The sequence below is a fragment of the Achromobacter sp. LC458 genome (genome assembly GCF_001005835.2).
Taxonomy (GTDB): domain Bacteria; phylum Pseudomonadota; class Gammaproteobacteria; order Burkholderiales; family Burkholderiaceae_B; genus Achromobacter; species Achromobacter spanius_B.
Window position 1 is genome coordinate 56378 of sequence record NZ_LBHW02000028.1, and the last position, 23005, is coordinate 79382.

The 23005-nt window shown below is 65.4% G+C and carries 21 protein-coding genes; 10 read left to right on the forward strand and 11 right to left on the reverse strand.

The genetic code is table 11. The features are described 5' to 3' along the window. Positions 1-36: 36 nt before the first annotated feature. A complete protein-coding gene (locus YH64_RS21090) occupies positions 37-1221 on the reverse strand; it encodes a lipid-transfer protein (RefSeq protein WP_046807279.1) in 1185 nt (394 codons plus the stop codon). Positions 1222-1387: 166 nt separating this feature from the next. Next, positions 1388-2452: an AraC family transcriptional regulator gene (locus tag YH64_RS21095; RefSeq protein ID WP_046807278.1), complete on the reverse strand. Its 1065-nt coding sequence runs from the start codon at positions 2450-2452 to the stop codon at positions 1388-1390. A 193-nt stretch (positions 2453-2645) separates the two neighbouring features. On the opposite strand from YH64_RS21095, the gene YH64_RS21100 reads away from it, so the two are divergent. Continuing rightward, entirely contained in the window at positions 2646-3815 is a 1170-nt protein-coding gene (locus tag YH64_RS21100) for a CaiB/BaiF CoA-transferase family protein (RefSeq protein WP_046807277.1), read from the forward strand. Between the two features lie 77 nt (positions 3816-3892). Continuing rightward, positions 3893-4891: a tripartite tricarboxylate transporter substrate binding protein gene (locus tag YH64_RS21105; protein ID WP_046807276.1), complete on the forward strand. Its 999-nt coding sequence runs from the start codon at positions 3893-3895 to the stop codon at positions 4889-4891. A gap of 57 nt (positions 4892-4948) precedes the next feature. On the opposite strand, the gene YH64_RS21110 is transcribed toward YH64_RS21105, so the two are convergent. The 5 genes from YH64_RS21110 to YH64_RS21130 form a co-directional block, all read right to left on the reverse strand. Continuing rightward, positions 4949-5323: a tautomerase family protein gene (locus YH64_RS21110; protein WP_006220931.1), complete on the reverse strand. Its 375-nt coding sequence runs from the start codon at positions 5321-5323 to the stop codon at positions 4949-4951. Positions 5324-5466: 143 nt separating this feature from the next. Then, on the reverse strand, positions 5467-6720 hold the full coding sequence (locus YH64_RS21115) for a glycine betaine/L-proline ABC transporter ATP-binding protein (RefSeq protein WP_046807275.1): 1254 nt from the start codon (positions 6718-6720) through the stop codon (positions 5467-5469). After that, the gene (locus YH64_RS21120) at positions 6717-7574 is read right to left on the reverse strand and encodes a proline/glycine betaine ABC transporter permease (RefSeq protein WP_046807274.1); all 858 of its coding nucleotides are present in this window, start codon (positions 7572-7574) and stop codon (positions 6717-6719) included. Before YH64_RS21120 ends, YH64_RS21115 begins: the two co-directional genes overlap by 4 nt. 273 nt (positions 7575-7847) lie before the next feature. After that, positions 7848-8849 (reverse strand): ABC transporter substrate-binding protein, encoded by a 1002-nt coding sequence (locus YH64_RS21125; RefSeq protein ID WP_046807273.1) that lies wholly within the window; start codon positions 8847-8849, stop codon positions 7848-7850. 503 nt (positions 8850-9352) lie between these two features. Then, positions 9353-10627 carry a class I SAM-dependent methyltransferase gene (locus tag YH64_RS21130; protein WP_143215479.1) on the reverse strand — a complete coding sequence of 425 codons (1275 nt, stop codon included), beginning with the start codon at positions 10625-10627 and terminating at the stop codon, positions 9353-9355. Between the two features lie 206 nt (positions 10628-10833). Between YH64_RS21130 and YH64_RS21135 the strand changes: the two genes are divergently transcribed. The 6 genes from YH64_RS21135 to YH64_RS21160 all read left to right on the forward strand — a co-directional run bounded on the left by YH64_RS21135 (position 10834) and on the right by YH64_RS21160 (position 16774). Continuing rightward, positions 10834-11982, forward strand: a complete 1149-nt coding sequence (locus tag YH64_RS21135) for a Bcr/CflA family multidrug efflux MFS transporter (RefSeq protein WP_046807272.1) — start codon at positions 10834-10836, stop codon at positions 11980-11982. 337 nt (positions 11983-12319) lie between these two features. Continuing rightward, positions 12320-12556 carry a 50S ribosomal protein L28 gene (gene rpmB, locus YH64_RS21140; RefSeq protein WP_006385639.1) on the forward strand — a complete coding sequence of 79 codons (237 nt, stop codon included), beginning with the start codon at positions 12320-12322 and terminating at the stop codon, positions 12554-12556. Positions 12557-12593: 37 nt separating this feature from the next. Beyond that, a complete protein-coding gene (gene rpmG / locus YH64_RS21145; RefSeq protein WP_003810296.1) occupies positions 12594-12761 on the forward strand; it encodes a 50S ribosomal protein L33 in 168 nt (55 codons plus the stop codon). 148 nt (positions 12762-12909) lie between these two features. Further along, positions 12910-14139, forward strand: a complete 1230-nt coding sequence (locus YH64_RS21150; RefSeq protein ID WP_082134650.1) for an ABC transporter substrate-binding protein — start codon at positions 12910-12912, stop codon at positions 14137-14139. Beyond that, the gene (locus YH64_RS21155) at positions 14139-16016 is read left to right on the forward strand and encodes an ABC transporter permease (RefSeq protein WP_046807270.1); all 1878 of its coding nucleotides are present in this window, start codon (positions 14139-14141) and stop codon (positions 16014-16016) included. Before YH64_RS21150 ends, YH64_RS21155 begins: the two co-directional genes overlap by 1 nt. After that, on the forward strand, positions 16013-16774 hold the full coding sequence (locus YH64_RS21160) for an ABC transporter ATP-binding protein (RefSeq protein ID WP_046807269.1): 762 nt from the start codon (positions 16013-16015) through the stop codon (positions 16772-16774). The genes YH64_RS21155 and YH64_RS21160 overlap by 4 nt, the downstream gene beginning before the upstream one ends. On the opposite strand, the gene YH64_RS21165 is transcribed toward YH64_RS21160, so the two are convergent. The 4 genes from YH64_RS21165 to YH64_RS21180 form a co-directional block, all read right to left on the reverse strand. Next, positions 16750-18555 carry a SulP family inorganic anion transporter gene (locus YH64_RS21165; RefSeq protein WP_046807268.1) on the reverse strand — a complete coding sequence of 602 codons (1806 nt, stop codon included), beginning with the start codon at positions 18553-18555 and terminating at the stop codon, positions 16750-16752. The two genes, YH64_RS21160 and YH64_RS21165, sit on opposite strands and share 25 nt — an antisense overlap. Positions 18556-18774: 219 nt before the next feature. After that, positions 18775-19647 (reverse strand): phosphonopyruvate hydrolase, encoded by an 873-nt coding sequence (locus YH64_RS21170; protein WP_046807267.1) that lies wholly within the window; start codon positions 19645-19647, stop codon positions 18775-18777. A gap of 114 nt (positions 19648-19761) precedes the next feature. Then, the gene (locus tag YH64_RS21175) at positions 19762-20310 is read right to left on the reverse strand and encodes a hemerythrin domain-containing protein (protein ID WP_046807266.1); all 549 of its coding nucleotides are present in this window, start codon (positions 20308-20310) and stop codon (positions 19762-19764) included. Between the two features lie 28 nt (positions 20311-20338). Continuing rightward, a complete protein-coding gene (locus YH64_RS21180) occupies positions 20339-21499 on the reverse strand; it encodes a D-alanyl-D-alanine carboxypeptidase family protein (RefSeq protein WP_082134647.1) in 1161 nt (386 codons plus the stop codon). 288 nt (positions 21500-21787) lie between these two features. Between YH64_RS21180 and YH64_RS21185 the strand changes: the two genes are divergently transcribed. Further along, positions 21788-22246, forward strand: coding sequence for an HU family DNA-binding protein (locus tag YH64_RS21185; RefSeq protein WP_046807265.1), 459 nt, complete (start codon positions 21788-21790; stop codon positions 22244-22246). A gap of 144 nt (positions 22247-22390) precedes the next feature. Then, positions 22391-22909 carry a MarR family winged helix-turn-helix transcriptional regulator gene (locus YH64_RS21190; RefSeq protein ID WP_046807264.1) on the forward strand — a complete coding sequence of 173 codons (519 nt, stop codon included), beginning with the start codon at positions 22391-22393 and terminating at the stop codon, positions 22907-22909. Positions 22910-23005 lie beyond the last annotated feature (96 nt).

Consider the following 23005-nt stretch of genomic DNA (forward strand, 5'->3'; position numbering starts at 1 on the left):
CCGCCAGATGTTGGATGCGTGTGGCGCTGGCCGCCGTCACGCGGCCTGGTACAGCGTGACGACGCAAGCGCCGCCCAGCCCCAGGTTGTGCTGCAACGCCAGCCGCGCGCCCTCGACTTGCCGCAAGTCGGCCTGCCCACGCAACTGCCAGACCAGTTCGGCGCACTGCGCCAGGCCCGTCGCCCCCAGCGGATGGCCCTTGGACAGCAGGCCGCCGGATGGATTCGTCACCACGCGGCCGCCGTAGGTGTTGTCGCCATCGACAATGAATTTTTCGGCTGTGCCCTCGGGCGTCAGGCGCAGGCCCTCGTAGGTGATCAATTCGTTTGCCGTGAAGCAGTCATGCAATTCGACGACGTCAAGGTCGGCGGGGTCCACGCCCGCGGCCTCGTACACGCGGTCGGCGGCGGCGCGCGTCATGTCCAGACCGACCAGCCGGCGCATGTCGGCGGAGTCGAACGTGGACCGCGTGTCGGTCGTCATGGCCTGCGCGGCGATGCTGACGCCGGGCCGCAAGCCGTGGCGCCGCGCAAACGCGTCCGAACACAGAATGGCCGCCGCCGCGCCGCAGGTGGGCGGGCAGCATTGCAGGCGCGTCAGCGGATCGAAGATCATGGGCGCGTCCATCACTTCGGGCAGCGTGACGGTCTTGCGGAATACGGCGTAGGGATTGCGGGCCGCGTGCTGGCGCGCCTTGACCGAGATGCGCGCGAACGTATCGGCGCGTATGTCGTGCTGCTTCATGTAGTCGCGCGCGGCGCCGCCGAAAAATTGCGCGACGCGCGGCGTGGCGGTGTCATAGCCCTGCGCGTCGGTCATGGCCGACACGAAGCCGGCAAGTGGCGACGGCCGGTCTTCGTACACGCCTTTCAGCGCGCCGGGCACCATTTGTTCAAACCCCACGGCCAGCGCACATTCCACCGCGCCGCTTTCCACGGCCTGGCGCGCCAGGAACAGCGCCGACGAACCGCTGGCGCAATTGTTATTGACGTTGAAGACGGGAATGCCGGTCAGGCCCACGCCATACACCACGGCCTGGCCCGAGGTGGAATCGCCATAGACGTAGCCGGCATAGGCTTGCTGCACGGCGTCGTAGGGCACGCCCGCATCGGCCAGCGCTTCTTGCACGGCGCGCATCCCCATCACGGAATAAGGGTCGCTGGCGCCGGGTTTGCAGAACGGAATCATGCCGACGCCGGCCACCCATACTTTTCGATTCATGCGGGGTTCTCCTGAAGTGTGTCGCGGTGGCGGGCTGCGGGTCGGTGGATCGGCGTGTTTGCAGATTTTGGATTGCGGATTGCAGATTGCGGATTGCCGTCGTCACCGACCTTGCCCAGCCCGTAGCTTGGCGGCTTGGCGCGGCGCGCGGCAATGGCCGCAGGCGTCAAACGGATTGGCGGAAAGTGTCAGGGGCCGACGGCGCGCGGCCAGGCATCGATGCCGGTGCGCAGGTCAGCTGGGTGCGGCGGTATTCGCCGGGAGACACGCCGGTCCATTTCTTGAACGCGCGATGAAAGGTGCTGGGTTCGGAAAACCCCAGCCGCGCGGCGATGTCCACCAGCGACAGATCCAGACGGCCCAGATATTCAACGGCGGCATCGCGCCGCAGATCGTCCTTCAGTACCTGAAAGCCCTGCCCCTCGTCGCGCAGATGGCGCCTGAGCGTTTGCGGCGTCATCGACAGCTGCGCGCTGACCTGCGCCAGCGATGGAAGGTCCCCCGACAAGTCGTTGCGCAGCAGGCGGCGGATGCGATCGGTAAGCGTGGCGCGGTCTTGATACTTCACCAGCAGGTCGAACGGCGCGTTCGCCAGAAAGGCGTGCAGCGCCTGCGCGTCCTGCACCACGGGCAGGGCCAGCCACCGGGCATCAAGCCACAGGCCGGTGTCGGGCCGGCCGTACCGTACCGGCGCGTGAAAGACTTTTTGCGCGTCGGCGCTACGCGCGCCGGCTTTGTAATCCACGCCCAGGATGGGCAGGCGGCGCCCCGCCAGCCAGTTGGCCACGCCCAGCGTGAAGAACAGAAACGTGCGCTCGCCGTACCACTGCGTGCAGTCCGGCGCGCCGCGGGCGTCCAGCACGATGCGCGCGGTATCTCCGCTGACGCACAGCCGCGCGGTGAAGTCGCGCAGCACGCCATGGTAGTAGCGAAACGCCACGCGCAGCGCCTGGCCCACGGTGCCTTCCTGCAAGGCCAGCCGGCAGGCGTGGGCAAAGGCGCCCAGCGGCACCGGATGGCGCCCCATGCCCAAAAAATCGTCACGCGTGGCGCGCCGCAACATCCGCAGGATCTGTGCGAACTGGGCCTGCGATACGCGCGCCAGTGGCGCCTGCAACAAGGCGGGCGGCACCTGGGCGCGCCGCAGCACGCGTTCCACGTCCACGCCGCGCGCGCGGGCGCCTTGCAGGATCTGGGCGATGTGCCCCACGGCGATGGTGTGATGCGTCATGGCGGATTCCTACGGCGGGGGCGCGAACCGAGTCGGGTCGATGGTAGCGAAAGCCATGCGGCCAAGGAATGCCCGGCGTGAGCATTCCCGCCAAGCGGAATCATCCATTTCGCCATTGGATCGGCGCAAAGCCGCGCCTAGACTGGCTTTTGCCGCTGGCTGGCTGCCTCTTCGTATTTACCGGAGTCCCTCTTTGGATACGCCGAACACCGCCCCGCTTGCGGGCATCAAGGTGCTGGACCTGTCGCGATTGCTGCCCGGCCCGCTGGGCGCGCAGTACCTGGCCGACCTGGGCGCCGACGTCATCAAGATCGAGGACACGCAAGCGGGCGACTACGCGCCGCCCGCGTTGCGCGCCGTGTGCAACCGCAACAAGCGCGGGCTGCGGCTGGACCTGAAGCATCCCGAAGGGCAGGCGGCGCTGGCACGGTTGGCGCGCGACGCCGATGTGGTGGTCGAGAGTTTCCGGCCCGGCGTGACGGCGCGGCTGAAGGCCGACTACGCAACGCTGTCGCGACACAATCCCCGGCTGGTGTATTGCAGCATCACGGGTTATGGGCAGGATGGCCCGCTATGCGATGACGCGGGGCATGACCTGAACTATGCGGCGGTTGCGGGCGTGGCGGACCAGATGGGGTGTGGGCCGGATCAGCCGGCCTTGTCGAACCTGCCGGTGGCCGACATTCTGGGTGGCTCGCTGACGGCGGTGATGGGCATCCTGGCGGCGCTGGTCGATGCGCAGCGCACGGGGCGCGGACGCTATGTGGATATCGCCATCGCCGACGGCTTGCTGGCGGGCGCGGTGGTGCCGCTGGCCACGCTGAACGCGCACGGCGCGACGCGGCCCGCCGGCGGCGACACCTTGTCGGGTGCGCTGGCGTGCTATGGCCAATACCGAACGCAAGACGGCCGCTATCTGGCCGTCGCGGCATTGGAACCGAAGTTCTGGGACACGCTGTGCCGCAGGCTTGAGCGGCCGGATCTGCTGGCCTGGCATCGGGATGAAGACGCGAGACGGCAAGCGTGGGTGCGGTCGGAATTGCAGCAACGGTTTGGATCGCAACCGCTGGCGCATTGGCTGCAATTGCTGGACGGCGCCGACTGCTGCGTCGCGCCGGTGCTGAAGCTGGCCGAAAGCCTGGCGCATCCGCACTACGCCGCGCGCGGCATGGTGCACGCGGCGCGGCACCCGGAATACGGGGCCGGCGCGCAGGTGGCCAGCCCGGTAAAGATGTCCGGCTTTCAATTCGCCATCCGACGCCAGGCGCCGCTGCCGGGCGAACACACCCACCAGATCCTGCGCGACGCCGGCTATGACGACGCGGCCATCGCCAGCCTGTCCACGCGCGGCATTGCGCGTTGAGGCGGGCGGGAAGCCGTTGCCGTGCCCCTTGCTGTGACACTTGCTGTGCCCCATAACAAATCAGGATGGAGACAACCATGACGGATTCCTCTCGCAGCAGCATCGCCTTGCCCCGACGCCGCAGCCTGCTCAAGCTGGGGCTGATCTTGCCGGCCACGTTGGGCCTTTGGCGCGGCGCCCAAGCCGCCACGTTTCCGGCACGCCCGATCACGTTGATCGTGCCGTTTCCGGCGGGTGGCGCCACCGATACGCAGATGCGCGCGCTGGCCGTGGCGGCTTCCAAAGAACTGGGCCAAACCGTCGTCATCGCCAACCGGCCCGGCGCGGGCGGCACGCTGGGGCCAGCTGCGATGGCGCAGACGGCGGCGCCGGACGGCTACACGATCTCGGTGGTGGTGGGCACGCTGTTTCGCTACCCGTTCCTGCAACAGGTGAACTACGACCCGGTCAAGGACTTCACCTACATCGCCTGCATGACGGCCTATTCCTACGGCATCGTGGTGCGCCAGGACGCGCCCTGGAAAACGCTGGACGAACTGATCGCGCACGCGCGCGCCAACCCCGAGAAGATCAGCTACGGCGGCACGGGCGCGGGGGGCTCGGGCCGCATCGCCATCGAACGCCTGTCGCGCTTGACCGGGGCACGGTTCAACTTCATTCCGTACAAGGGCGCGGCCGAAGAAACGACGGCACTGCTGGGCGGCCACATCCAGATGGTGTCGGACGCGGGCTGGGGGCCGATGATCGACACGGGCCGCGCGCGGTTGTTGGCCATCGTCGGCGACGCGCGCGCCAAGCGCGTGCCCGACGTGCCGACGCTGACCGAACTGGGCTACCCCATCGTGGCGACCAACCCAGTCGGTATCGCCGGCCCCAAGGGCATGGACCCGAAGATCGTCGCCGTACTGCAAAAGGCCTTCCACCGCGCCTCGCGCGACCCCGAGTACAACCGCGCGCTGGACAATGCCGACCAGCCGCACATGCTGATGGACAGCGCCGCGTACACGGAATTTGCAGTCAAGCAGGTGGCCGAGGAAAAACACTTCGTGGCCGAACTGGGCTTGAAGATGCAATAAGGCCGGGCGCAAAAAAGCCGCGCGGGATCTTCGCGCGGCGGATGCGGCAACGGCAGCTTAGCGGCCGGCGGCCTTGGCGCTGATGCCGTTGGCCACGCCCATGTCCACCTTGGGCACGTCGCGGATCAGCACCCGCACGTCTTCGCCCGAGATATCGATACTGCTGCACACGGCCTGGTTCAGCGCGGCGATCAGCGCGGCCTTCTTGGCTTCGTCGCGCCCTTCGATCAGCGCCACGTCGACGCGCACCATGCGCTTGCCGATTTCACCGGCCACGATCACGTTTTCAGCGGGCACTTCCTGCAAGACGATGCGCACGCTGGGCAGCGGCGCGGCAATGCTCTGGACGACCGCGTCGGACGCGGCGCGCAACAAGGCGGCCTTCTGGGCGGCCGAGTGGCCTTGCAGGATCTGGACATTCAAAATGGGCATGACGGCTTCCGGTGATTCGAACGGGGAATGCCGGACGCGTGGCCGGCCAGCCATCATAAAACGACTTTGCCCGGGTGCAAGCGGATTGCAACCGGGCAAAGTCGATACGCCCCAAAACAGCGGGGCGCGGGGGTGCGAAAGGGTCAGGCGGCCTGGTCGCGGGGCTCGTGCACGGGTTCGCTTGCCAGATCCATCGCGGCGGGTTCCGCCGTGGCGTTTTCCGTGAGCGCCGGCGTCACCAGTTCGACGACCTTCTTGCGCGACAGCATGCCCAGGAATTCGTCGTCTTCGCCGGTAACGGCAACCGGTTGGTCGCTGTGCACCAGTTGGGCCAGCACTTCGCCCAGGCCGGCGGTGGCCGGCACGGACGCCAGGTCTTCCACGAAACGCGACACATCGCGCACGCCTTCCTGGATGGCCTGCTCGGCCGCCTTGGCGGTCAGCACGCCGGCCAGGCGCTTGCCGTCCAGCACCGGCGCGTATTCGTAGTCCATGGCGCGCATGCGGTCCAGCGCGTGCGCCGGACGCGAACGCATCGTCAAGGTCAGGCGCGCGGGGTTGACGGCGTGCGTGGCGTTCAGCACCTTGGTGCGGTTCACGTCTTGCAGGAAGGACTGCACGTAGTCGTTGGCCGGATTCAGCAGAATGTCTTCCGGCGTGCCTTCCTGCACCAGTTCGCCGTCCTTCAGGATGGCGATGCGGTTGCCCAGGCGCAGCGCTTCGTCCAGATCGTGCGTGATGAACACGATGGTCTTGTTCAGCTTGGCTTGCAGTTGCAGCAGCTGGTCCTGCATTTCGCGTCGAATAAGCGGGTCCAGCGCCGAGAACGCTTCATCCATCAGCAGGATTTCGGCGTCGGTGGCCAGCGCCCGCGCCAGGCCCACCCGCTGCTGCATGCCGCCGGACAGCTGGTGCGGATACTGGTTTTCGAAGCCGGCCAGGCCCACCTGCTCAAGCCAGTCGCGGGCGCGCTTCTCGCGTTCAGCCTTGCCCACGCCCTGCACCGTCAGGCCGTATGCGGCGTTGTCCAGCACGGTGCGGTGCGGGAACAGGCCAAAGCGCTGGAACACCATGCTCATCTTCTTTTGACGGAAGATTTCGAGGTCTCGCTTGTTCAGGCTGACGACGTCCACGCCATCGACCAGGATGTGGCCGGCGCTGGGTTCGATCAGGCGGTTGAAGTGGCGGATCAGCGTCGACTTGCCGGACCCGGACAGGCCCATGATGACGTAGATGCTGCCCTCTTCAATCGACAGGCTGATGTCGCGCAGGCCCAGCGTGTGGCCGCTTTCGGCCAACAGCTGTTCCTTGCTCATGCCGCCCTGGGCGGCCGCCAGCCATTTCTTCGGATGCGATCCGAAGATCTTGTAGATGTTCTTGACTTCGATCTTGCTCATCGCTGGCCTCCCATGCGCATGCGCTGTCCATACGATTGCGTGATCCGGTCGAACAGCACGGCCAGCACCACGATACCCAGGCCCGCGAGCAGGCCACGGCCCACTTCCAGGCGGTTGATGCCCAGCAACACTTCATAGCCCAGGCCGCGCGCGCCGATCATCGATGCAATCACCACCATGGACAGCGCCATCATCGTGGTCTGGTTGATACCGGCCATGATGTTGGGCAACGCCAGCGGCAATTGCACGCCAAACAGTTGCTGGCGCGGGTTGGCGCCAAAGGCGCGCGACGCTTCCAGCACTTCGCGGTCGACCAGGCGGATACCCAGGTCGGTCAGGCGGATCAGCGGCGGCACGGCGTAGATCACGGTGGCGATGATGGCGGGGATCTTGCCCAGGCCAAACAGCATCACGACCGGAATCAGGTAGACGAAGCTGGGCATTGTCTGCATCACGTCCAGCACGGGCAGCATGATGGAACGCAGCCAGTTGATGCGTGCCATCAGCACGCCCAGCGGGATGCCGATCAGCACCGACAGGCCGGCGGCCATGATCATCAGCGCCAGCGTCTGCATGCCGGCGTCCCACAGACCCAGCACGCCGATGACGCACAGCAGCGCGCCCATGGCCAGGCTCAGGCCGATGCGGCGGCTGACGCCCCACGCGATCGCGATGGTGACGGCGACGACGGCCCACCAGGGCGAGTTGCGCAGCAACTGCTCCAGCCACACCAGGGCGTGCAGGACCGGCTGAGACAGGGTCTCTAGCGTGTCAGCGTAGTTGGTGACCAGGTGATCGACGAACCCGTCGATCGCCGCCCTGACCTGACGGGCGGGAATAATTTCAGGAAACATAGTTTCGACTCCATTCTTTGGCGCTTTCCGGCGGCCGGTGGCCACCACGCATTCCGGATTCCGGAGGGGCATGCGGCCGGGGCGCTTTCTTGACGAAAGCGGGCCACAAAGCAGGCCACATACGGTGCAACGCCTTTTGCTGGCGGCGGGGTAACAAACGCCCGGCCAGCGGCCATCTCAGGGGAAAAAGCCCGATGCAAAGACCGCAACGGGCTTTTTCCCTTAAGGCGGCCGGCCCGCGCCATGACAGCGCGAGGCCGACTTCCGATACGGTTACAGCGCGCTTTGGACGCGCGTGGCGACGTCGGCGGGAACCCACTTGGTCCAGACGTCGGGCTTGTTCTTCAAGAACCACTTGGCCACGGCGTTCGATTCGTCACCGGACTCTTCCATGTGGGCCAGGGTTTCGTTGATGACCGGCAGCGGCACCGACACCTTGGACAGGAACTCGGTCAGCGTGGGCGCTTCTTCCGAGAACTTGGTGTTCACCGCCGTGAAGACGGGGTTGTCCGGGTAGGCGCTGGGCTCGGGCTTGGCGCACTTGGTCGACGTCAGGCACTTGTGCTTTTCGGCATCGTAAGGCGGCATGTCGAGCTTGACCAGATCCATCGCGCCCACCAGCGGCGTGGGGGACCAGTAATAGAACACCACGTTCTGCTTGCGCTTGTAGGCCGACATCAGCGCGGCTTTCTGCGCGGCGCCCGTGCCGGGCGAGTACAGGGTGTAGGTGTCGTCCAGCTTCAAGGCGTGGAACAGGTTGTTGCTGGTGACTTCGCAACCCCAGCCCGCCGGGCAGCCGTAGAAACGGCCCTTGCCGGGTTCTTCCGGATCCTTGAATTCGTCCTTGAACTTGGGCAGGTCGGCGGCGGACTTCAGTTCGGGCAGGCGTTCAGCGGTGTAACGCGGGATGTACCAGCCTTCGGCGCCCATGTACAAGTCGCCGATGCGCTTGACCTTGCCGGTCTTTTGCGCGCGGTCCCAGGGGTCCGCCACGCTGTTCAGCCAGATTTCGGTATTGATATCCAGATCGCCGCGCTCCAGCGCGGCCAGGGCGGGCAGCGTTTCCGTCGGCAGGGTTTCGGTCTTGCAACCGTAGCCCTTTTCCATGATGAAACGTTCGACATCGACCAGAACCAGGTTGGATTCCCAGTTCATGGCGCCGAAATTGACCGGGCGCTTGATTTCACACTGCGGAGCGTCGGCGGCTTGGGCCGCGCCGGCAAATGCAAACATAACGGCCGCGGCGGCCAGGGTCTTGACAGGGGTAAAACGCATTGGCTTTTTGCCTCCATAGGTTCAAGGACACACGCCGGGTCTGGCCCGGAAGTGCCGTGGAGCTAAGGGGGTTGTGCGGAAGACGGGCAGAACCGCCAATACAAACCGACACTAGCGACAAGAACAACCGCAAAGGCGCGGGTTCTTGCAAGACAGGAGTTTCAAAAACATGGTTCTTGAAAACCCACAGAAATTGAACAAAACTGAACGAAGAAGGCAGCATCTTAAACGAAATTGCTGCGCTGCCCAAGTCCAAGCCTGAATAAGTCAGATACATTCCCGGCCGAAAAGCTACGGGATTACCCTTGTCGATCAGGGGCGGTTTGTGAATTTCCCCTGGGGAATATTGGTATCAAATAGCCGATACATTCAGTTAATATTTTAATCTTATCAGTACATACAACGCGTTCCAGCGGCCTGAAAAGCGCGTTCCGGTCCGCGGTCGAAGGCTTTTTATTGTCCTTTTTCAGCTTGTATTCAGCGGGCAGTCAACGACCGACTGGTCAGCGGGCCGGGCTTTCGAAGTCGCCATACATGTAGTCGCGACGCCATGGGTAGGCCAGGTCGCCCGGGTTGTCCAATTCGTCGGCGCGGCCCACGGCAGGCGTCTGGCCCAGAATCTGGTGCAGCGCGATCCAGCCGTGCTCGAACGCCATGGCGCAGCCCGCCAGGTACAGGCGGTAGGCACGTAGCGACCGGGCGCCCTCTTCCCCGTGCAGCACCCGCGCCGCTTCGGGCAGCCGGGCTTCCAGCGCATCGCTCCATGCCCACAGCGTGCGGGCGTAATGCGGGCGCAGGTTTTCAACGTCCACCTCTTCCAGGCCGCCATTGGTCATCGCCTGCATGACCACGCTGATGTGCGTCAGCTCACCGCCCGGAAAGATGTACTTTTCGATGAACTCGCCCATGCCGTTGCCCAGTTCGGCGTTGTAGACGCCCGCCGCGGTGATGCCATGGTTCATGATCAAGCCGCCGGGACGCAACAGACGGCGCAGCTTGGCGAAATAGTCATCCAGCTGCGCGCGGCCCACGTGCTCGAACATGCCCACCGACGCAATCTTGTCGAAAGGGGCGGTTTCATCCAGCTTGCGGTAGTCCAGCAGCGACATGCGGACCCGGCCCGACAGGCCCTTTTCCTCGATCAGCTTTGTCACATAGGCGTGCTGGTTGCGCGACAGCGTGATGCCGGTGGCGTCCACGCCATAGTGCTCGGCGGCCCACAACAGCAACCCGCCCCAGCCCGCGCCCACATCCAGAAAGCGTTCGCCCGGGCGCAGCCGCAGTTTGCGGCAGATGTGATCCAGCTTTGCCTCCTGGGCCTGTGCCAGCGTCATGTCCGGCGTGCGGAAATAGGCGCAGGAATACACGCGGCGCGGGTCCAGCCACAGCGCATAGAAGTCATCCGACAGGTCGTAGTGGAATTCGATCTGCTTGGCGTCGCGCTCGATGGAATGGCGCCACACCGACATCACGCGGCGCACCAGTTCGGTCAACCAGCCGCCGCGCGCGGCCTCCACGGGCGAGCCCGGCAGCAACGCCGAGGCGGCCGCCATGACGTCGCGCATATTGCCTTCGATATCGATGCGCCCTTCCACGTAGTCCTGCCCCAGCACGCCGACGGCGCCTTCGGCCAGGTGCACCAGCGCGGCCTTGTCGTGCGTGACGAATCGCACGCGCGGATCGGGCGGCCCGACCACCGCGCCATCGGGCAGCACCAGTTGCACCGGCACCGGCAGGGCTTGAAGTTTGCGTTCCACGACAGACAGCAAAGGATTCACGGCATCTCCACTGAACACGACAGGTCGTCGGCGACTTTATCGGAAAAGCGGTGACATTTCCCTGTCAGGTGGCGCGTGATAAAGTCGCTGGCTTGGCGCTGAACGGACGGGTAACCGAGACGCGCGCCCTGTCCCTGCGTTTTACCGCGATCACCATGTCCCCATCATCTGTTTCCCGCAGCGGCCTGCCCGGCTGGCTCATTCTCATGGGCGCGCTGACCGCGATCGGTCCGTTCGCCATCGATATGTATTTGCCGGCGTTCCCGACCATCGCGGCAAACCTGGGCGTGCCGCGCGGCGATGTCGAACGCACGCTGGCCGCCTACCTGATCGGCCTGGCGCTGGCGCAGGTGTTCTACGGCCCGATGGCCGACCGCTTCGGCCGCAAGCCGCCGCTGATGGTGGGCCTGGCGCTGTTCATGATTGCCTCGCTGGGCTGCGCGCTGTCCGGCTCGGTCGAAGCGCTGACCGGCTGGCGCGTGGTGCAGGCCATGGGCGGCGCGGCCGGTATCGTGATCCCGCGCGCCGTCATTCGCGACCACTACGAAACCCACGAAGCCGCGCGCGCGATGTCGCTGCTGATGCTGATCATGGGGCTGGCCCCGATTCTTGCACCGCTGGCGGGCGGGCAGTTGCTGGCCATCGCGTCCTGGCGCAGCCTGTTCTGGATCATGCTGGCTGGCGGCGCAATGCTGATGGTGGCCGTGGCCCGCATCATGAAGGAATCGCTGGCGCCCGAACGCGTGGTGCCACTGCGCTGGAGCACCATCTTGCGCAACTATCGCGACCTGTTCCGGCATCGTGGCTTCATGGCGCACAGCCTGGCGGGCGGCTTCGGCCAGGCCGGCATGTTTGCCTACATCATTGGATCGCCGCGTGTCTTTATCGAGCTCTACGGCGTGCAGCCGCAGTACTACGGGCTGCTGTTCGGCACGAATGCGCTGTCGCTGATCGTCTGTTCGCAGATCAGCGCGCGACTGCTGCGCACCTATCAGCCCCGCCAGTTGCAGCGTTACGCGCTGACGTCGCTGGCCATTGCCAGCCTGGTCGCGGTGGGCTTGACGCTGGCCGGTTGGATGACGTTGCCTCTCTTGATGGTGTGCTTGATCTGCTACATGGGCAGCCAGGGCTTCGTAAATCCGAATTCGGCCGCGCTGGCGCTGTCGGACCAAGGCAAGCGCCTGGGCGCGGCGTCGGCGCTATTGGGGACGCTGCAATTGTCCTGCGGCGCGTTGGCCGGCTTTGCCGTCAGTGCCTGGCAGACCGACAGCGCCCTGCCCCTGACCACCACGCTGGCCACGTGCGCGTGCCTGTCCTGGATCTCGGGGCGTGTGGCGCGTTCGCACACCGCCTGACGCACTGCCGCTTGATCTGCCTGCGTTTTTCGTATTAGAATCTACGTCTTCACATGAAGTTTCCCGTGCGGGACTACTATGCTTTGTAGTTCAGCACTCTGACCCCAACCGCGCATTTCGGTACTTTGGCAACAACCCAGGTACACGGCGGATGGCAGGCAGCGGGTATAAGCACGGGGCAGGTTCCACTTGCCCCTCATCCACTAAGACTGGGTGGCCGGCAGCGCAACACAGTGCGCACCAAAAGTGCACTACAGCGCACTACAGCCCGGCGGCTAAAACCCTGTCTACCTCCCCCAAGCGATGCGCGACAAGAACGACATAAAGAGGTGCATCCATGGCACGCGTATGCCAAGTGACCGGCAAAGGCCCGATGGTGGGCAACAATGTTTCGCACGCGAACAACAAGACCAAGCGTCGCTTCCTGCCCAACCTGCAATCGCGCCGGTTCTGGGTTGAAAGCGAAAACCGCTGGGTTCGCCTGCGTGTTTCGGCCAAGGCCATCCGCACGATCGACAAGAACGGCATCGACGCCGTGCTGGCCGAAATGCGTGCCCGCGGCGAACTGGCCTAATCGGCCTCCCCGCCAATCTACATACTAGGAGCACGACATGGCCAAAGGTATCCGCGAAAAGATCAAGCTCGAGTCGACTGCCGGCACGGGTCATTTCTACACGACGACCAAGAACAAGCGCAACATGCCCGAGAAGATGCTGATCAAGAAATTTGATCCGGTCGCTCGCAAGCACGTTGACTACAAGGAAACCAAGCTGAAGTAATTCAGCCGGTTTTCCAGGTAGTGAAAAGCCCCGCCCCGCGGGGCTTTTTTTGTTGGCGCGGAGCGTTTTTTATTATTGCCGCGCGGCAAAGGGGCGTGCTTCAATTGGCCGCTACCCTGCCCCCGACCCCTTGCCTGCGATGACCGCCATGCTTCGTCCCTGCCTTACTTTGCTGCGCCGCGCGCTCGCGCCCGCACTCCTGGCCCTGGCACTGACGCCTGTTGGCGCCGCCACCGCCAAGGACAAGGAACCGCCCATACGCATCGGCGAGATCAACAGCTACAAGGCCATTCCCGCCTTTCTTGGCCCCTACAAAAAGGGCTGGCAATTGGCGGTGGAAGAGGTCAACGCCGGTGGTGGCGTGTTGGGCCGGAAGCTGGAAGTGATTTCGCGCGATGACAACGGCAACCCGGGCGATTCGGTACGCGCCGCGCAGGAGCTCATTGCCCGCGAAAAAGTAGAGCTGATCTTCGGCGGCTTTCTGTCCAACACTGGCCTGGCGCTGACCGACTTCGCCAAGCAGCAGCAGGTGTTTTTCCTGGCCGCCGAGCCGCTGACCGACAAGATCACCTGGCAAGAGGGCAACCGCTACACCTGGCGCCTGCGCCCGTCCACCTGGATGCACGTGGCGGCGCTTGCGCCCAAGGCCCTGGCCTTGCGCAAGAAGCGCTGGGCCATCGTCTACCCCAATTACGAATACGGGCAGTCCGCCGTGGCCACCTTCAAGGCCATGATGAAGTCGTTCCAGTCGGATGTGGAATTCGTGGCGGAACAGGCCGTGCCGCTGGGCAAGGTAGACGCGGGCGCCGTGGTGCAGGCCCTGGCCGACGCCAAGCCCGATGCCATCTTTAACGTGCTGTTCGCCGCCGACCTGACGCGGTTTGTGCGCGAGGGCAACACGCGCGGCTTGTTCGAGAACATGCCGGTGGTGTCCGTGTTGTCGGGCGAACCGGAATACCTGGAACCGCTGGGCGCCGACACGCCCAGCGGCTGGATCGTGACCGGCTACCCCTGGTACGCCATCGACACCCCCGCCAATACCGCCTTCGTGGACGCCTACAAGAAGCGCTACAACGAAACGCCCAAGGTGGGCTCGGTGGTGGGCTATGCGTCCCTGATGTCGATCGCCCAGGGGCTGAAAGCCGCCGGCGCCGTGGATACGGAAAAGCTGGTGGACGCGTTTGGCGGCCTCAAGGTGGACACGCCCTACGGCCCGATCCAATACCGCAAGATCGACCACCAATCGACGATGGGCGTCTACGTGGGCGTCACGGCGGTGGAAGACGGCAAGGGCGTCATGAAAGACTTCGCCTACATCGACGGCGCGCGCTTGCAGCCGCCCGATGAGCAGGTGCGCAAGATGCGTCCCGCCAACTGATGAGCCTGTCGGGGCTGCTGTCGCAGCTGCTTAACGGCCTGGCGGACGCCAGCGCCTTGTTCCTGGTGGCCGCGGGCTTATCGCTGATCTTCGGCGTGACCCGCGTGGTGAATTTCGCCCACGGCTCGTTCTACATGCTGGGCGTGTACCTGGCCTGGACCTTCACCAACTGGTTCGGCACCGGCCCCGCTTATTGGCTGGGCTTGCTGCTGGCCGCGCTGGTGACCGGGCTGGTCGGCCTGGCCGCCGAATGGTTGGTGCTGAAGCGGCTGTACCGCGCGCCCGAACTGTTTCAACTGCTGGCCACCTTTGCACTGGTGCTGATCATCGGTGATGCGGCACTGGCCATCTGGGGCCCCGAGGACCTGTTCGCCGCGCGCGCGCCGGGCCTGTCCGGCGCCGTGCAGATTCTGGGCCGGCGCTATCCGCAATATGACCTGCTGCTGATCGCCGCCGGCCCCGTCGTGCTGGGGCTGCTGTGGCTGCTGCTGATGCGCACGCGCTGGGGCCGTTTGCTGCGCGCCGCCTCCGAAAACCGCAACATGCTGGCCGCCCTGGGCGTGAACCAGGCGTGGCTGTTTACGTCGGCCTTCACGCTCGGGGCGTTTCTGGCCGGGCTGGGCGGCGCGCTGGCCGCACCGCGCGTGCCGGCCACGCTGGGCCTGGACCTGGAAATCATCGCCAGCGCTTTTGTCGTGGTGGTGGTGGGCGGGCTGGGCTCGATTCCCGGCGCGTTCCTGGCCGCGGTGCTGATCTGTTCGGTCAAGGCTGTCTTCGTATTCCTGGGCCAGGTCGCCATCGGCCCCTGGGTGTTCAACCTGTCCAAACTGACCTTGCTGGCGGAATTTGCCGTGATGGCGGTCGTGCTGGTGGTGCGCCCCTGGGGATTGCTGGGCCAGCCGCCTGCCCCCGCGTCGCACGCCGGCGCGCCGGAACGGCCCATTGCCCCCGCCGGCCCGCGTACGCGTTACGCCTATGTCGCGCTGCTGGTGCTGCTGGCCCTGGTGCCCGTCGCCACGCTGCAATGGCCGTATCTGGGCATCCTGATGACCGAGATCCTGATCGCCGCCCTGTTCGCCGCCAGCCTGCATTTTCTGACCGGCCTGGCGGGCATGACGTCGTTCGGCCACGCCGCCTGGTTTGGCCTGGGCGCGTATGGGGCGGCGATGCTGCTGAAGCTGGCCGCCATCCCCATGGAAGCCGCGCTGTTGCTGGGCCCCTTCGCCGCGGCGTTCGGGGCGCTGCTGTTCGGCTGGTTCTGCGTGCGCCTGTCCGGCGTGTATCTGGCCATGTTGACGCTGGCCGTGGCGCAGATCCTGTGGGCAATGGCCTATCAGTGGGACGACGTCACCGGTGGCAGCAACGGCTTGATCGGGCTATGGCCGTCGGCGTGGCTGTCGCAAGGCCCGTGGTTCTATTACGTGACGCTGGCGCTGTGCGCGGCAGGCATCGCGTGGCTGCGCCGGCTGGCGTTTTCGCCGCTGGGCTACGCGCTGCGCGGCGTGCGCGATTCGCCGCTGCGCGCCGAGGCGCTGGGCATGGACACCCGCCGCGTGCAGTGGGCGGGCTTTGTCGCGGCGTCCTTCGCGGCGGGGCTGGCCGGGTCGTTGTACGCCTTTTCCAAGGGCAGCATCGCACCGGACGTGCTGGCGGTCAGCCGGTCGGTAGACGGGCTGGTGATGGTGTTGCTGGGCGGCCTGCAAACGCTGGCGGGGCCGCTGGTTGGCGCGGCCGCCTACACCTGGCTGCAAGACGTTGCCGCGCGCAGCACCGAGTACTGGCACGCGGTGCTGGGCCTGGCCATCCTGGTGCTGGTCATGGCATTTCCCGATGGCCTGGCGGGCGCCGCCGCGCGCCTGAACCGGAGGCGCGCATGACCTCGCCCACCTCCCCCTTGTTGCAGGTGCAGGGCCTGCGCAAGTCCTTTGGCGGAATCGATGCCTTGGCGGGCGTGTCGTTCACGCTGGACGCCGGTCAGATGCTGGCGCTGATCGGGCCAAACGGCGCGGGCAAGTCCACCTGCTTTAACGCGCTGGGCGGCCAGTTGCGGCCCGATGCCGGATCCGTGCGGCTGGGTGGCCGCGAGCTGGTCGGCTTGTCGGCGGGCAGGATCTGCCAGCTGGGCGTGGGCCGCACCTTCCAGACCGCCGCCACGTTTCGTTCGATGACGGTGTGCGAAAACGTGCAGACCGCGCTGCTGGCGCGCGACCGCCTGCTGTTTCGCGCCTGGCGCCGCGCCGGCCGCCACGCGCTGGACGAGGCCATGAGCCTGCTGGCGCAGGTCCACATGGCGGACAAGGCCCAGGCGCATTGCGGCACGCTGGCCTATGGCGACGTCAAGCGGGTGGAGCTTGCCATGGCCTTGGCGCACCGACCACGGCTGCTGCTGATGGATGAACCCACCGCGGGCATGGCCACCAACGAGCGGCACGCCCTGATGCAGCTGACGCGCCAGTTGGCCGACAGCCGGCGCATCGCCGTGCTGTTCACGGAACACAGCCTGGACGTGGTGTTCAAACACGCGGACCGCATCGCGGTACTGGTGCGCGGGGCTCTGCTGGCCGAAGGCGCCCCCGCCGTCATCGCGGCGGATGAGCGCGTGCGGGCCGCCTACCTGGGTACGGAAACACCCTGATCCGGCGAGGCTTGCGCGGGGGTCTGGCATTCCCAGAATATCCGCGCCTGGCAGCCCGCACAGATACCCCGATCCAGCCTGGCGTAGATGTCGCGCAGCGCGGTCGCCTTGTCGGGGTAGATATGGTCCGCCCCCAACCGATCCAGGAATCCCGTACGTCGCCACATGTCCAGCACTTCGGGCCGGGGGCGGTGGAAATACAGGTCGCCGCCCATCGCGCGCCGCGCAACAAGTTCGTCTTCCCATACCTCGGCGCCGGCCAGATCGATGAAGTTCATGCTCTTGGCCATCACCAGCAAATGGCGCGGCGCATCGGGCGCTTCGCGCAGCTCGTGCAGCCGCTGCGCCACGTGCGCCGCCGCGCCGAAGTAGATGGACCCTTCCATGCGCAGCAATTTCAGCTGCGGGCATTCCGGCAGCGCGTCTGCTTGGTGTGCCAGCACCACGAAGCGCCGATCCGGCCCGCGTGAATCAAAGCCCATCGTGCGCATGGCGGGGCGCGAGGTGCGGTGCAGGTAGGCCATCAGCGACAGCACGGTGCCCAGCAGAATGGCCACTTCCATGCGGATCGTGACGGTGGCGGCCAGCGTGGCGGCGGCAATGGCGCATTCGCCTGGCTGCATCCGGATCAACTGGCGCCAACGCGGGATGTCCAGCAACGTCCATGCCACCAGCAACAACAGCCCCGAGATGGCGGCGTTGGGAATCATGGCCAGCAGCGGGGCGGACAGGGCCACCAGCACCACCAGCAACACCGCCGAAAATACCGCCGCCAGCGGCGTCTTGGCGCCCGCTTCAAAATTGGGAATCGACCGGTTCAACGAACCGCAGGACAAGTAGCAGGAAAAGAAGCCGCCCACGATGTTCGACAGCCCCTGCCCCACGAATTCGCGGTTGGCGTCGATACGCTGACCCGACCGGGTGGCCACTGCCTTGGCAATGGATATCGATTGCGCCAGGGCCACGATGGTCAGCGCGAAGGCCAGGCTCATCAGGTCGGGCAAGGCGCGCCAGTCCACGCTGGGCACGTGGAACGGCGGCCACGGCTGCGCGATGGCGCCCACCACGGACACCGGGTCGCCGCCCGCCCTGGCCACCCAAGAATTGAACGCCGCTGCCGCCACAGAACCGGCCACCAGGCCCAGCAACATGTAGGGCTTGCGCTTGTCCAGCCGCCGCACCAGCAGCGCCACGCCCAGCGTGGTCAGCGTGACCAGGACGGCGCCGGGATGCACTTGATCCAGATGCGTGCCCACACTGACAAGCAAGGCGCCCGCCCCGTGCGACGCGGGCGACGGCACACCCAGCCCGTCTTTCAAGGCATGCACGGCAATCAGCAGCGCGGCACCGCTGGTGAAACCGAACAGCGCCGACGGCGAAATGAAATGTGCCAACGACCCCAGGCGCAGCGCGCCCACCAGCCACTGCATCACCCCCACCAGCACCGTGACGGCCAGCGCCAGTTCGATATAGCCGGGGCTGCCCGCGACCGCCAGCGGTGTCAGCACCGCGAACAAGGCCAGCGAATTGGCATTGGTCGGACCCGACATCACGTGGCGGCTCGACCCGAACAAGGCCGCGACGATACAGGGCACGATCGCCGAATACAGCCCGTATTCAGCAGGCAGCCCGGCCAGTGTGGCGAAGGCGACGCCTTGCGGCAGCACCAGCAGCGCGCCCAGCAGGCCGGCGAACAGGTCCGCCCGCAACGTGACGCGGCTGACCTCGTTCACCCATGAACCGAACAGGCGGCTCGCCAGTTTGCTTGCCGCTTGCGTCATCGTGTCGCCTGCTCCATCGTGCCTCCGGGGCGCCAAAAGCCGTCTAGCGTAATCCCTCGCTGGGGTGCGCGCAACGGCCTATGCGTGCAAAAGAGGCATGCGGGAGATTGCCGCGGATAGGTGGCTTTGGTGGGGTGGCTTTGGTGGGGTGGCTTTGGTGGGGTGGCCTCGGATGGGCCGCGACAACGTGCATGGTCAGCGTTGCCGCCTTGGGGCGGACTACTTCAGATATCGCTGCTCAAGTTCGCGCATGGCGGCATCGCCCTGCAACGCGATGATGTCCTTGACCGAAGGCAGATCGGCATCCACGGCGTGTATGCCGCCGTCGCGCCGGATGCGCGCGAACACATCGCGCATGGCGCCCACCGCCGCGCGGATGGCATGGTTGCCGTAGATCACCAAGCCCACCTTGCCCAACGCCTGAATGTCGGCTTCGCGCAGTTGCGGATATGCGGTCGGCACCAGCACCAGCGGCACGCGGCCGGACCAGGCGGCTATGAACGCCAGGACCTCGTCGGGCGTGCTTTGCTTGGAATGAATCAGGATGGCGTCGGCGCCCGCGGCCTCGTAGGCCAGGGCGCGGGACAGCGCTTCCTGCTGGCCCAAGCCGGCGATCAGCGCCTCGGTGCGGGCGATGACGCAAAAATCCGCGTCCCGCCGCGCGGCGCAGGCGGCCTCGATCTTGCCCTGGAATTCTTCTGTCCGAACCAGTTCCTGCCGGCCGCCGGCGCGCAAGCTGGTGTCCTTGGGAAAGGTCTTGTCTTCCATCACCACGGCCGACACGCCCGCCGCTTCGTACTGCGGCACCACATACGACACGTTGATCGCGTTGCCAAAACCGGTGTCGATGTCGGCAATGACGGGCACGTCCACCGTCGCGGCGATGGCGCGCATCATGTCCAGATGCACCGACGAGGAAAGAATGCTGGCGTCGGGCACCGCGTAGCTGGCAGACAACTCAAAGCCGCTGCCCCAGATGGCGTCAAAGCCGGCGTCGGCGGCCAGACGCGCCGCCATCGGGTTGTGCGCCGACATGGCGTGCATCAATGCGGAATCTTGCAGTTTCTGGCGAAAACGAAGGTTGCGGTTCATGGCATGGCGTCGTCAGGGCGGCGCCAGCGCGCCGGTTTGACGCATCGTAGCGTCATTTTTCTGAACGGCAATTCAGGGCGCAAGGGCTGAAAGACAGTCGAACCCCGTCGCCGCTCAGCCCGCGTCGCCGCCCCGGCGCACCGCCATGGCATGCCCGATGGCCGCCAGCGCCTCGTCCGAAATCAGCCGCGACGCCATCGGCAGCAACTCGTCTTCCTCGCGCTGGATATGCGCGGCATAGGCCTGCGTGAATTCGCGGACCTGCTCCGCCGGCAAGGCCGCCGGCAGGCCCGCCGCGATATCGGATAAGGCCTGGCGCAGCGGCGCCCACAACGTCGCCAGGCGGCGATGGTCGTCCATCAGGCCCGCTACCAACGCATGCAGGCAGCCCGCATCCGAACCCGCCATGGAATCGATCAAGGCGGGGAACAGGTCTTCTTCTTCGTCTTCGTGATGGTGCACCGCCGCAGTGTCGAAATACCGGCGCACGCTGGCGGCGGCGGTTTGCGCGGCCTCGTCGCTGCCGTGCACGGGCAGGTGCGCGGCCAGCCGTTCAAGCGTGGCGCACTGGCGGGCGATGCGTCCGTGGCAGGCGGACAGCAGGGCCAATGGGTCATCCGATCCGGGCGCGGGCGCCGGGCCTGCGGGAATGCTCACCACCATCGCACACCTCCTGCATGTTGCTGCGCCATCAACCAGAATGGCCGCGCCACCACAGTCGAACGCTGTCCCAGGCGCGGCCGGCAAAACCTGCCTCGGCCACCGGTTCCAGCGCCACCACGGGAAACTGCATGGCGGGCTTGCCGTCCACCAGCACGCGCAACGCGCCCACCGTGTCCTGCGCCGCAATCGGCGCCACCAGCGGCAACGTCGGCGTCCACACCGGCTCGACCTTGGCGCCGGCCGGCACGGTCACATAGGCGTCGCGCGCAAAACCGACTTTCAAGCTGTCGCTTTCGCCCTTCCAGACTTCCGGCGTGGCCACGGCCTGGCCGCGCGCGTACAGCTTGATCGTATTGAAACCCTGAAAACCCCACTCCAGCAACTGCCGGCTTTCCTGCGTGCGCAGCTTGTCGGAGGCCGTGCCCACCACCACCGTAATCAGGCGGCGCTGGTCGGTGCCATTGGGCCGCCGCGCGGTGGCCACAATGCAGTAACCGGCGGAATCGGTGTGGCCGGTTTTCAAGCCATCCACGCTGGGGTCCAGCCACAGCAGCCGGTTGCGATTGGGCTGCGTGATCTTGTTGAAGGTGAATTGCTTGGCGGAATCGTACGTCTTGTACAGCTGCGGGTAGTCGCGGATGAAGCGCGTGGCCAGGATGGACAAGTCGCTGGCCGTTGAATACGTGCCCGGATCGGGCAAGCCGTGCGGGCTGGCAAAGTGCGTGGCATGCAGGCCAAGTTTTGCCGCCGTGTCGTTCATGCGCGCCACGAAGGCTTCCACGCTGCCCGAGACCGCCTCGGCCAGCGCAATGGCCGCATCATTGCCCGACTGGACCATCAAGCCGCGCAGCAGGTCGTCCACGCTCACTTTCGAGCCCGGCTCCAGGAACATCTTGGAGCTGCCTGCCGGCACTTTCCAGGCGCGCGTGGAAATGACTACCGTTTGGCTCGACGTGATTTCTTTCTTGTTCAGAGCGTCAAACACGACGTAGGCCGTCATGATCTTGGTCAGGGACGCCGGCTCGATGCGTGTGGTGGCCGCGTGCGACGCGATCACCTGCCCGCTGGTTTCATCCAACAACAGCCAGGCCTTTGCCGACAACACAGGTTCGGGCATCGGCTGCGCCAGCGCGCTGGACAGGCATGCGGTTGCGACGAGCAGGCTCGCCGCCAATTTCTTCATCAACATATCGGTGCTTGAAATCCATGCTTTTGTTTTTCGCGACGCAATTGGAACACGGGATGCGCGGAAGGTTCAGTGATGCGCGAGGCCACGTCCGCGAGCCATTGCGCGATGGCATTTTTTTGAAGAAACCCTTGCAGGAAGCACTTTTCTGCGTGGAAAACAACAAACAACGGCTGAAATCCCGGCGGAAAACCGCTAGAACGGCTAGTCTTCCGCTATCATCGGGCGCGTGGCGTTAATTGCCGATACCCGGCGCGCGCTGCCCCATGTCCTCAACTACGGATTTTGACCATGGCCACGAAAGCAAAAGCTCCTGCCAAGAAAGTCACCAAGACCGCCGTCAAGGCACCTGCAAAGAAGGCAACCGCCGCCAAGACCGCTGTGAAGCCCGCAGCCAAGAAGGCCGTCGCCGCCAAGAAGGTCGCTGCTGCACCCAAGGCCATCAAGGCTGCAATGAACAAGACCCAGCTGGTCGCTTACATCGTTGAGCAATCGGGCGTTGAAGCCAAGGCCGTCAAGGCCGTGTTGGCCAGCCTGGAAACTTCGGTGCTGGGTTCCGTGGACAAGAAGGGCGCCGGCGAATTCACGCTGCCCGGCCTGTTCAAGGTTGCCGTGCAGAAGGTTCCCGCCAAGGCCAAGCGCTTCGGCAAGGATCCGTTCACTGGCGTTGAGCGCTGGTTCCCCGCCAAGCCGGCTTCGGTCAAGGTGAAGGTTCGCCCGCTCAAGAAGCTGAAGGACGCCGCGCAGTAATTCGCGCGACCATCCGGTCAAGCCGGAAAGGCCCGCCTCGAAAGAGGCGGGCCTTTCTTTTTGTCGCGCGATTTGCGCGAGCCGGGTTCAGGGGACTAGAATTTATCTTTACGTGAAGAAACTTCACATCAAATAAATTCGATCATGCCCACGTCCGACCTTGTCGATCTCGTCATCTCGCAATGGACCACCGAATGCCCCAACCAGGACTTCGCGGCCATGGCGGTTGTGACCCGGGTGTTCCGCCTGAACGCCTTTGCGACCCGAAACGTCAATCGCAGCTTTCGCCGCCATCACCTGCACCAGGGCGAATTCGACGTCCTGGCGACGCTTTACCGCACCGGCGCGCCGCACGCCCTGAACCCGCAGAAGTTGGTCGAAGCCTTGTTGCTGACATCAGGGGCGATGACGAACCGACTTGACCGGCTGGAACAGGCGGGGCTGCTGGTGCGCAATCCGAACCCCGACGACCGGCGCGGCATCATCGTGTCACTGACCCCTGACGGCCTGCGCGTCATCAAGCAGGTGCTGAAGGACTACCTGAAGGATCTGGGCGAACTGCTGGATCCGCTCTCGGCCGCCGAACGCAAACAATTGGCCGGCCTGCTGAAAAAGTTGCTGATCAAGCACGATCAGGAAACGCCAGGAGGGATCGGCGTCTGACGCGCTGCCGCCCATGGCGCGGTTGCCGTAGACGTAGACGTTGATGTCGCCGTCGCCCTCGTTGCCACCGTTGCCGCCTCCCCTCTCCCTTCGCTT

Bases quoted from the DNA above. Each gene is read 5' to 3' on its own strand.
- YH64_RS21090 (WP_046807279.1), bottom strand. From the start codon at position 1,221: ATGAATCGAAAAGTATGGGTGGCCGGCGTCGGCATGATTCCGTTCTGC.
- YH64_RS21095 (WP_046807278.1), bottom strand. From the start codon at position 2,452: ATGACGCATCACACCATCGCCGTGGGGCACATCGCCCAGATCCTGCAA.
- YH64_RS21105 (WP_046807276.1), top strand. From the start codon at position 3,893: ATGACGGATTCCTCTCGCAGCAGCATCGCCTTGCCCCGACGCCGCAGC.
- YH64_RS21110 (WP_006220931.1), bottom strand. From the start codon at position 5,323: ATGCCCATTTTGAATGTCCAGATCCTGCAAGGCCACTCGGCCGCCCAG.
- YH64_RS21115 (WP_046807275.1), bottom strand. From the start codon at position 6,720: ATGAGCAAGATCGAAGTCAAGAACATCTACAAGATCTTCGGATCGCAT.
- YH64_RS21120 (WP_046807274.1), bottom strand. From the start codon at position 7,574: ATGTTTCCTGAAATTATTCCCGCCCGTCAGGTCAGGGCGGCGATCGAC.
- YH64_RS21125 (WP_046807273.1), bottom strand. From the start codon at position 8,849: ATGCGTTTTACCCCTGTCAAGACCCTGGCCGCCGCGGCCGTTATGTTT.
- YH64_RS21135 (WP_046807272.1), top strand. From the start codon at position 10,834: ATGGGCGCGCTGACCGCGATCGGTCCGTTCGCCATCGATATGTATTTG.
- rpmB (WP_006385639.1), top strand. From the start codon at position 12,320: ATGGCACGCGTATGCCAAGTGACCGGCAAAGGCCCGATGGTGGGCAAC.
- rpmG (WP_003810296.1), top strand. From the start codon at position 12,594: ATGGCCAAAGGTATCCGCGAAAAGATCAAGCTCGAGTCGACTGCCGGC.
- YH64_RS21150 (WP_082134650.1), top strand. From the start codon at position 12,910: ATGCTTCGTCCCTGCCTTACTTTGCTGCGCCGCGCGCTCGCGCCCGCA.
- YH64_RS21155 (WP_046807270.1), top strand. From the start codon at position 14,139: ATGAGCCTGTCGGGGCTGCTGTCGCAGCTGCTTAACGGCCTGGCGGAC.
- YH64_RS21160 (WP_046807269.1), top strand. From the start codon at position 16,013: ATGACCTCGCCCACCTCCCCCTTGTTGCAGGTGCAGGGCCTGCGCAAG.
- YH64_RS21165 (WP_046807268.1), bottom strand. From the start codon at position 18,555: ATGACGCAAGCGGCAAGCAAACTGGCGAGCCGCCTGTTCGGTTCATGG.
- YH64_RS21170 (WP_046807267.1), bottom strand. From the start codon at position 19,647: ATGAACCGCAACCTTCGTTTTCGCCAGAAACTGCAAGATTCCGCATTG.
- YH64_RS21175 (WP_046807266.1), bottom strand. From the start codon at position 20,310: ATGGTGGTGAGCATTCCCGCAGGCCCGGCGCCCGCGCCCGGATCGGAT.
- YH64_RS21180 (WP_082134647.1), bottom strand. From the start codon at position 21,499: ATGTTGATGAAGAAATTGGCGGCGAGCCTGCTCGTCGCAACCGCATGC.
- YH64_RS21185 (WP_046807265.1), top strand. From the start codon at position 21,788: ATGGCCACGAAAGCAAAAGCTCCTGCCAAGAAAGTCACCAAGACCGCC.
- YH64_RS21190 (WP_046807264.1), top strand. From the start codon at position 22,391: ATGCCCACGTCCGACCTTGTCGATCTCGTCATCTCGCAATGGACCACC.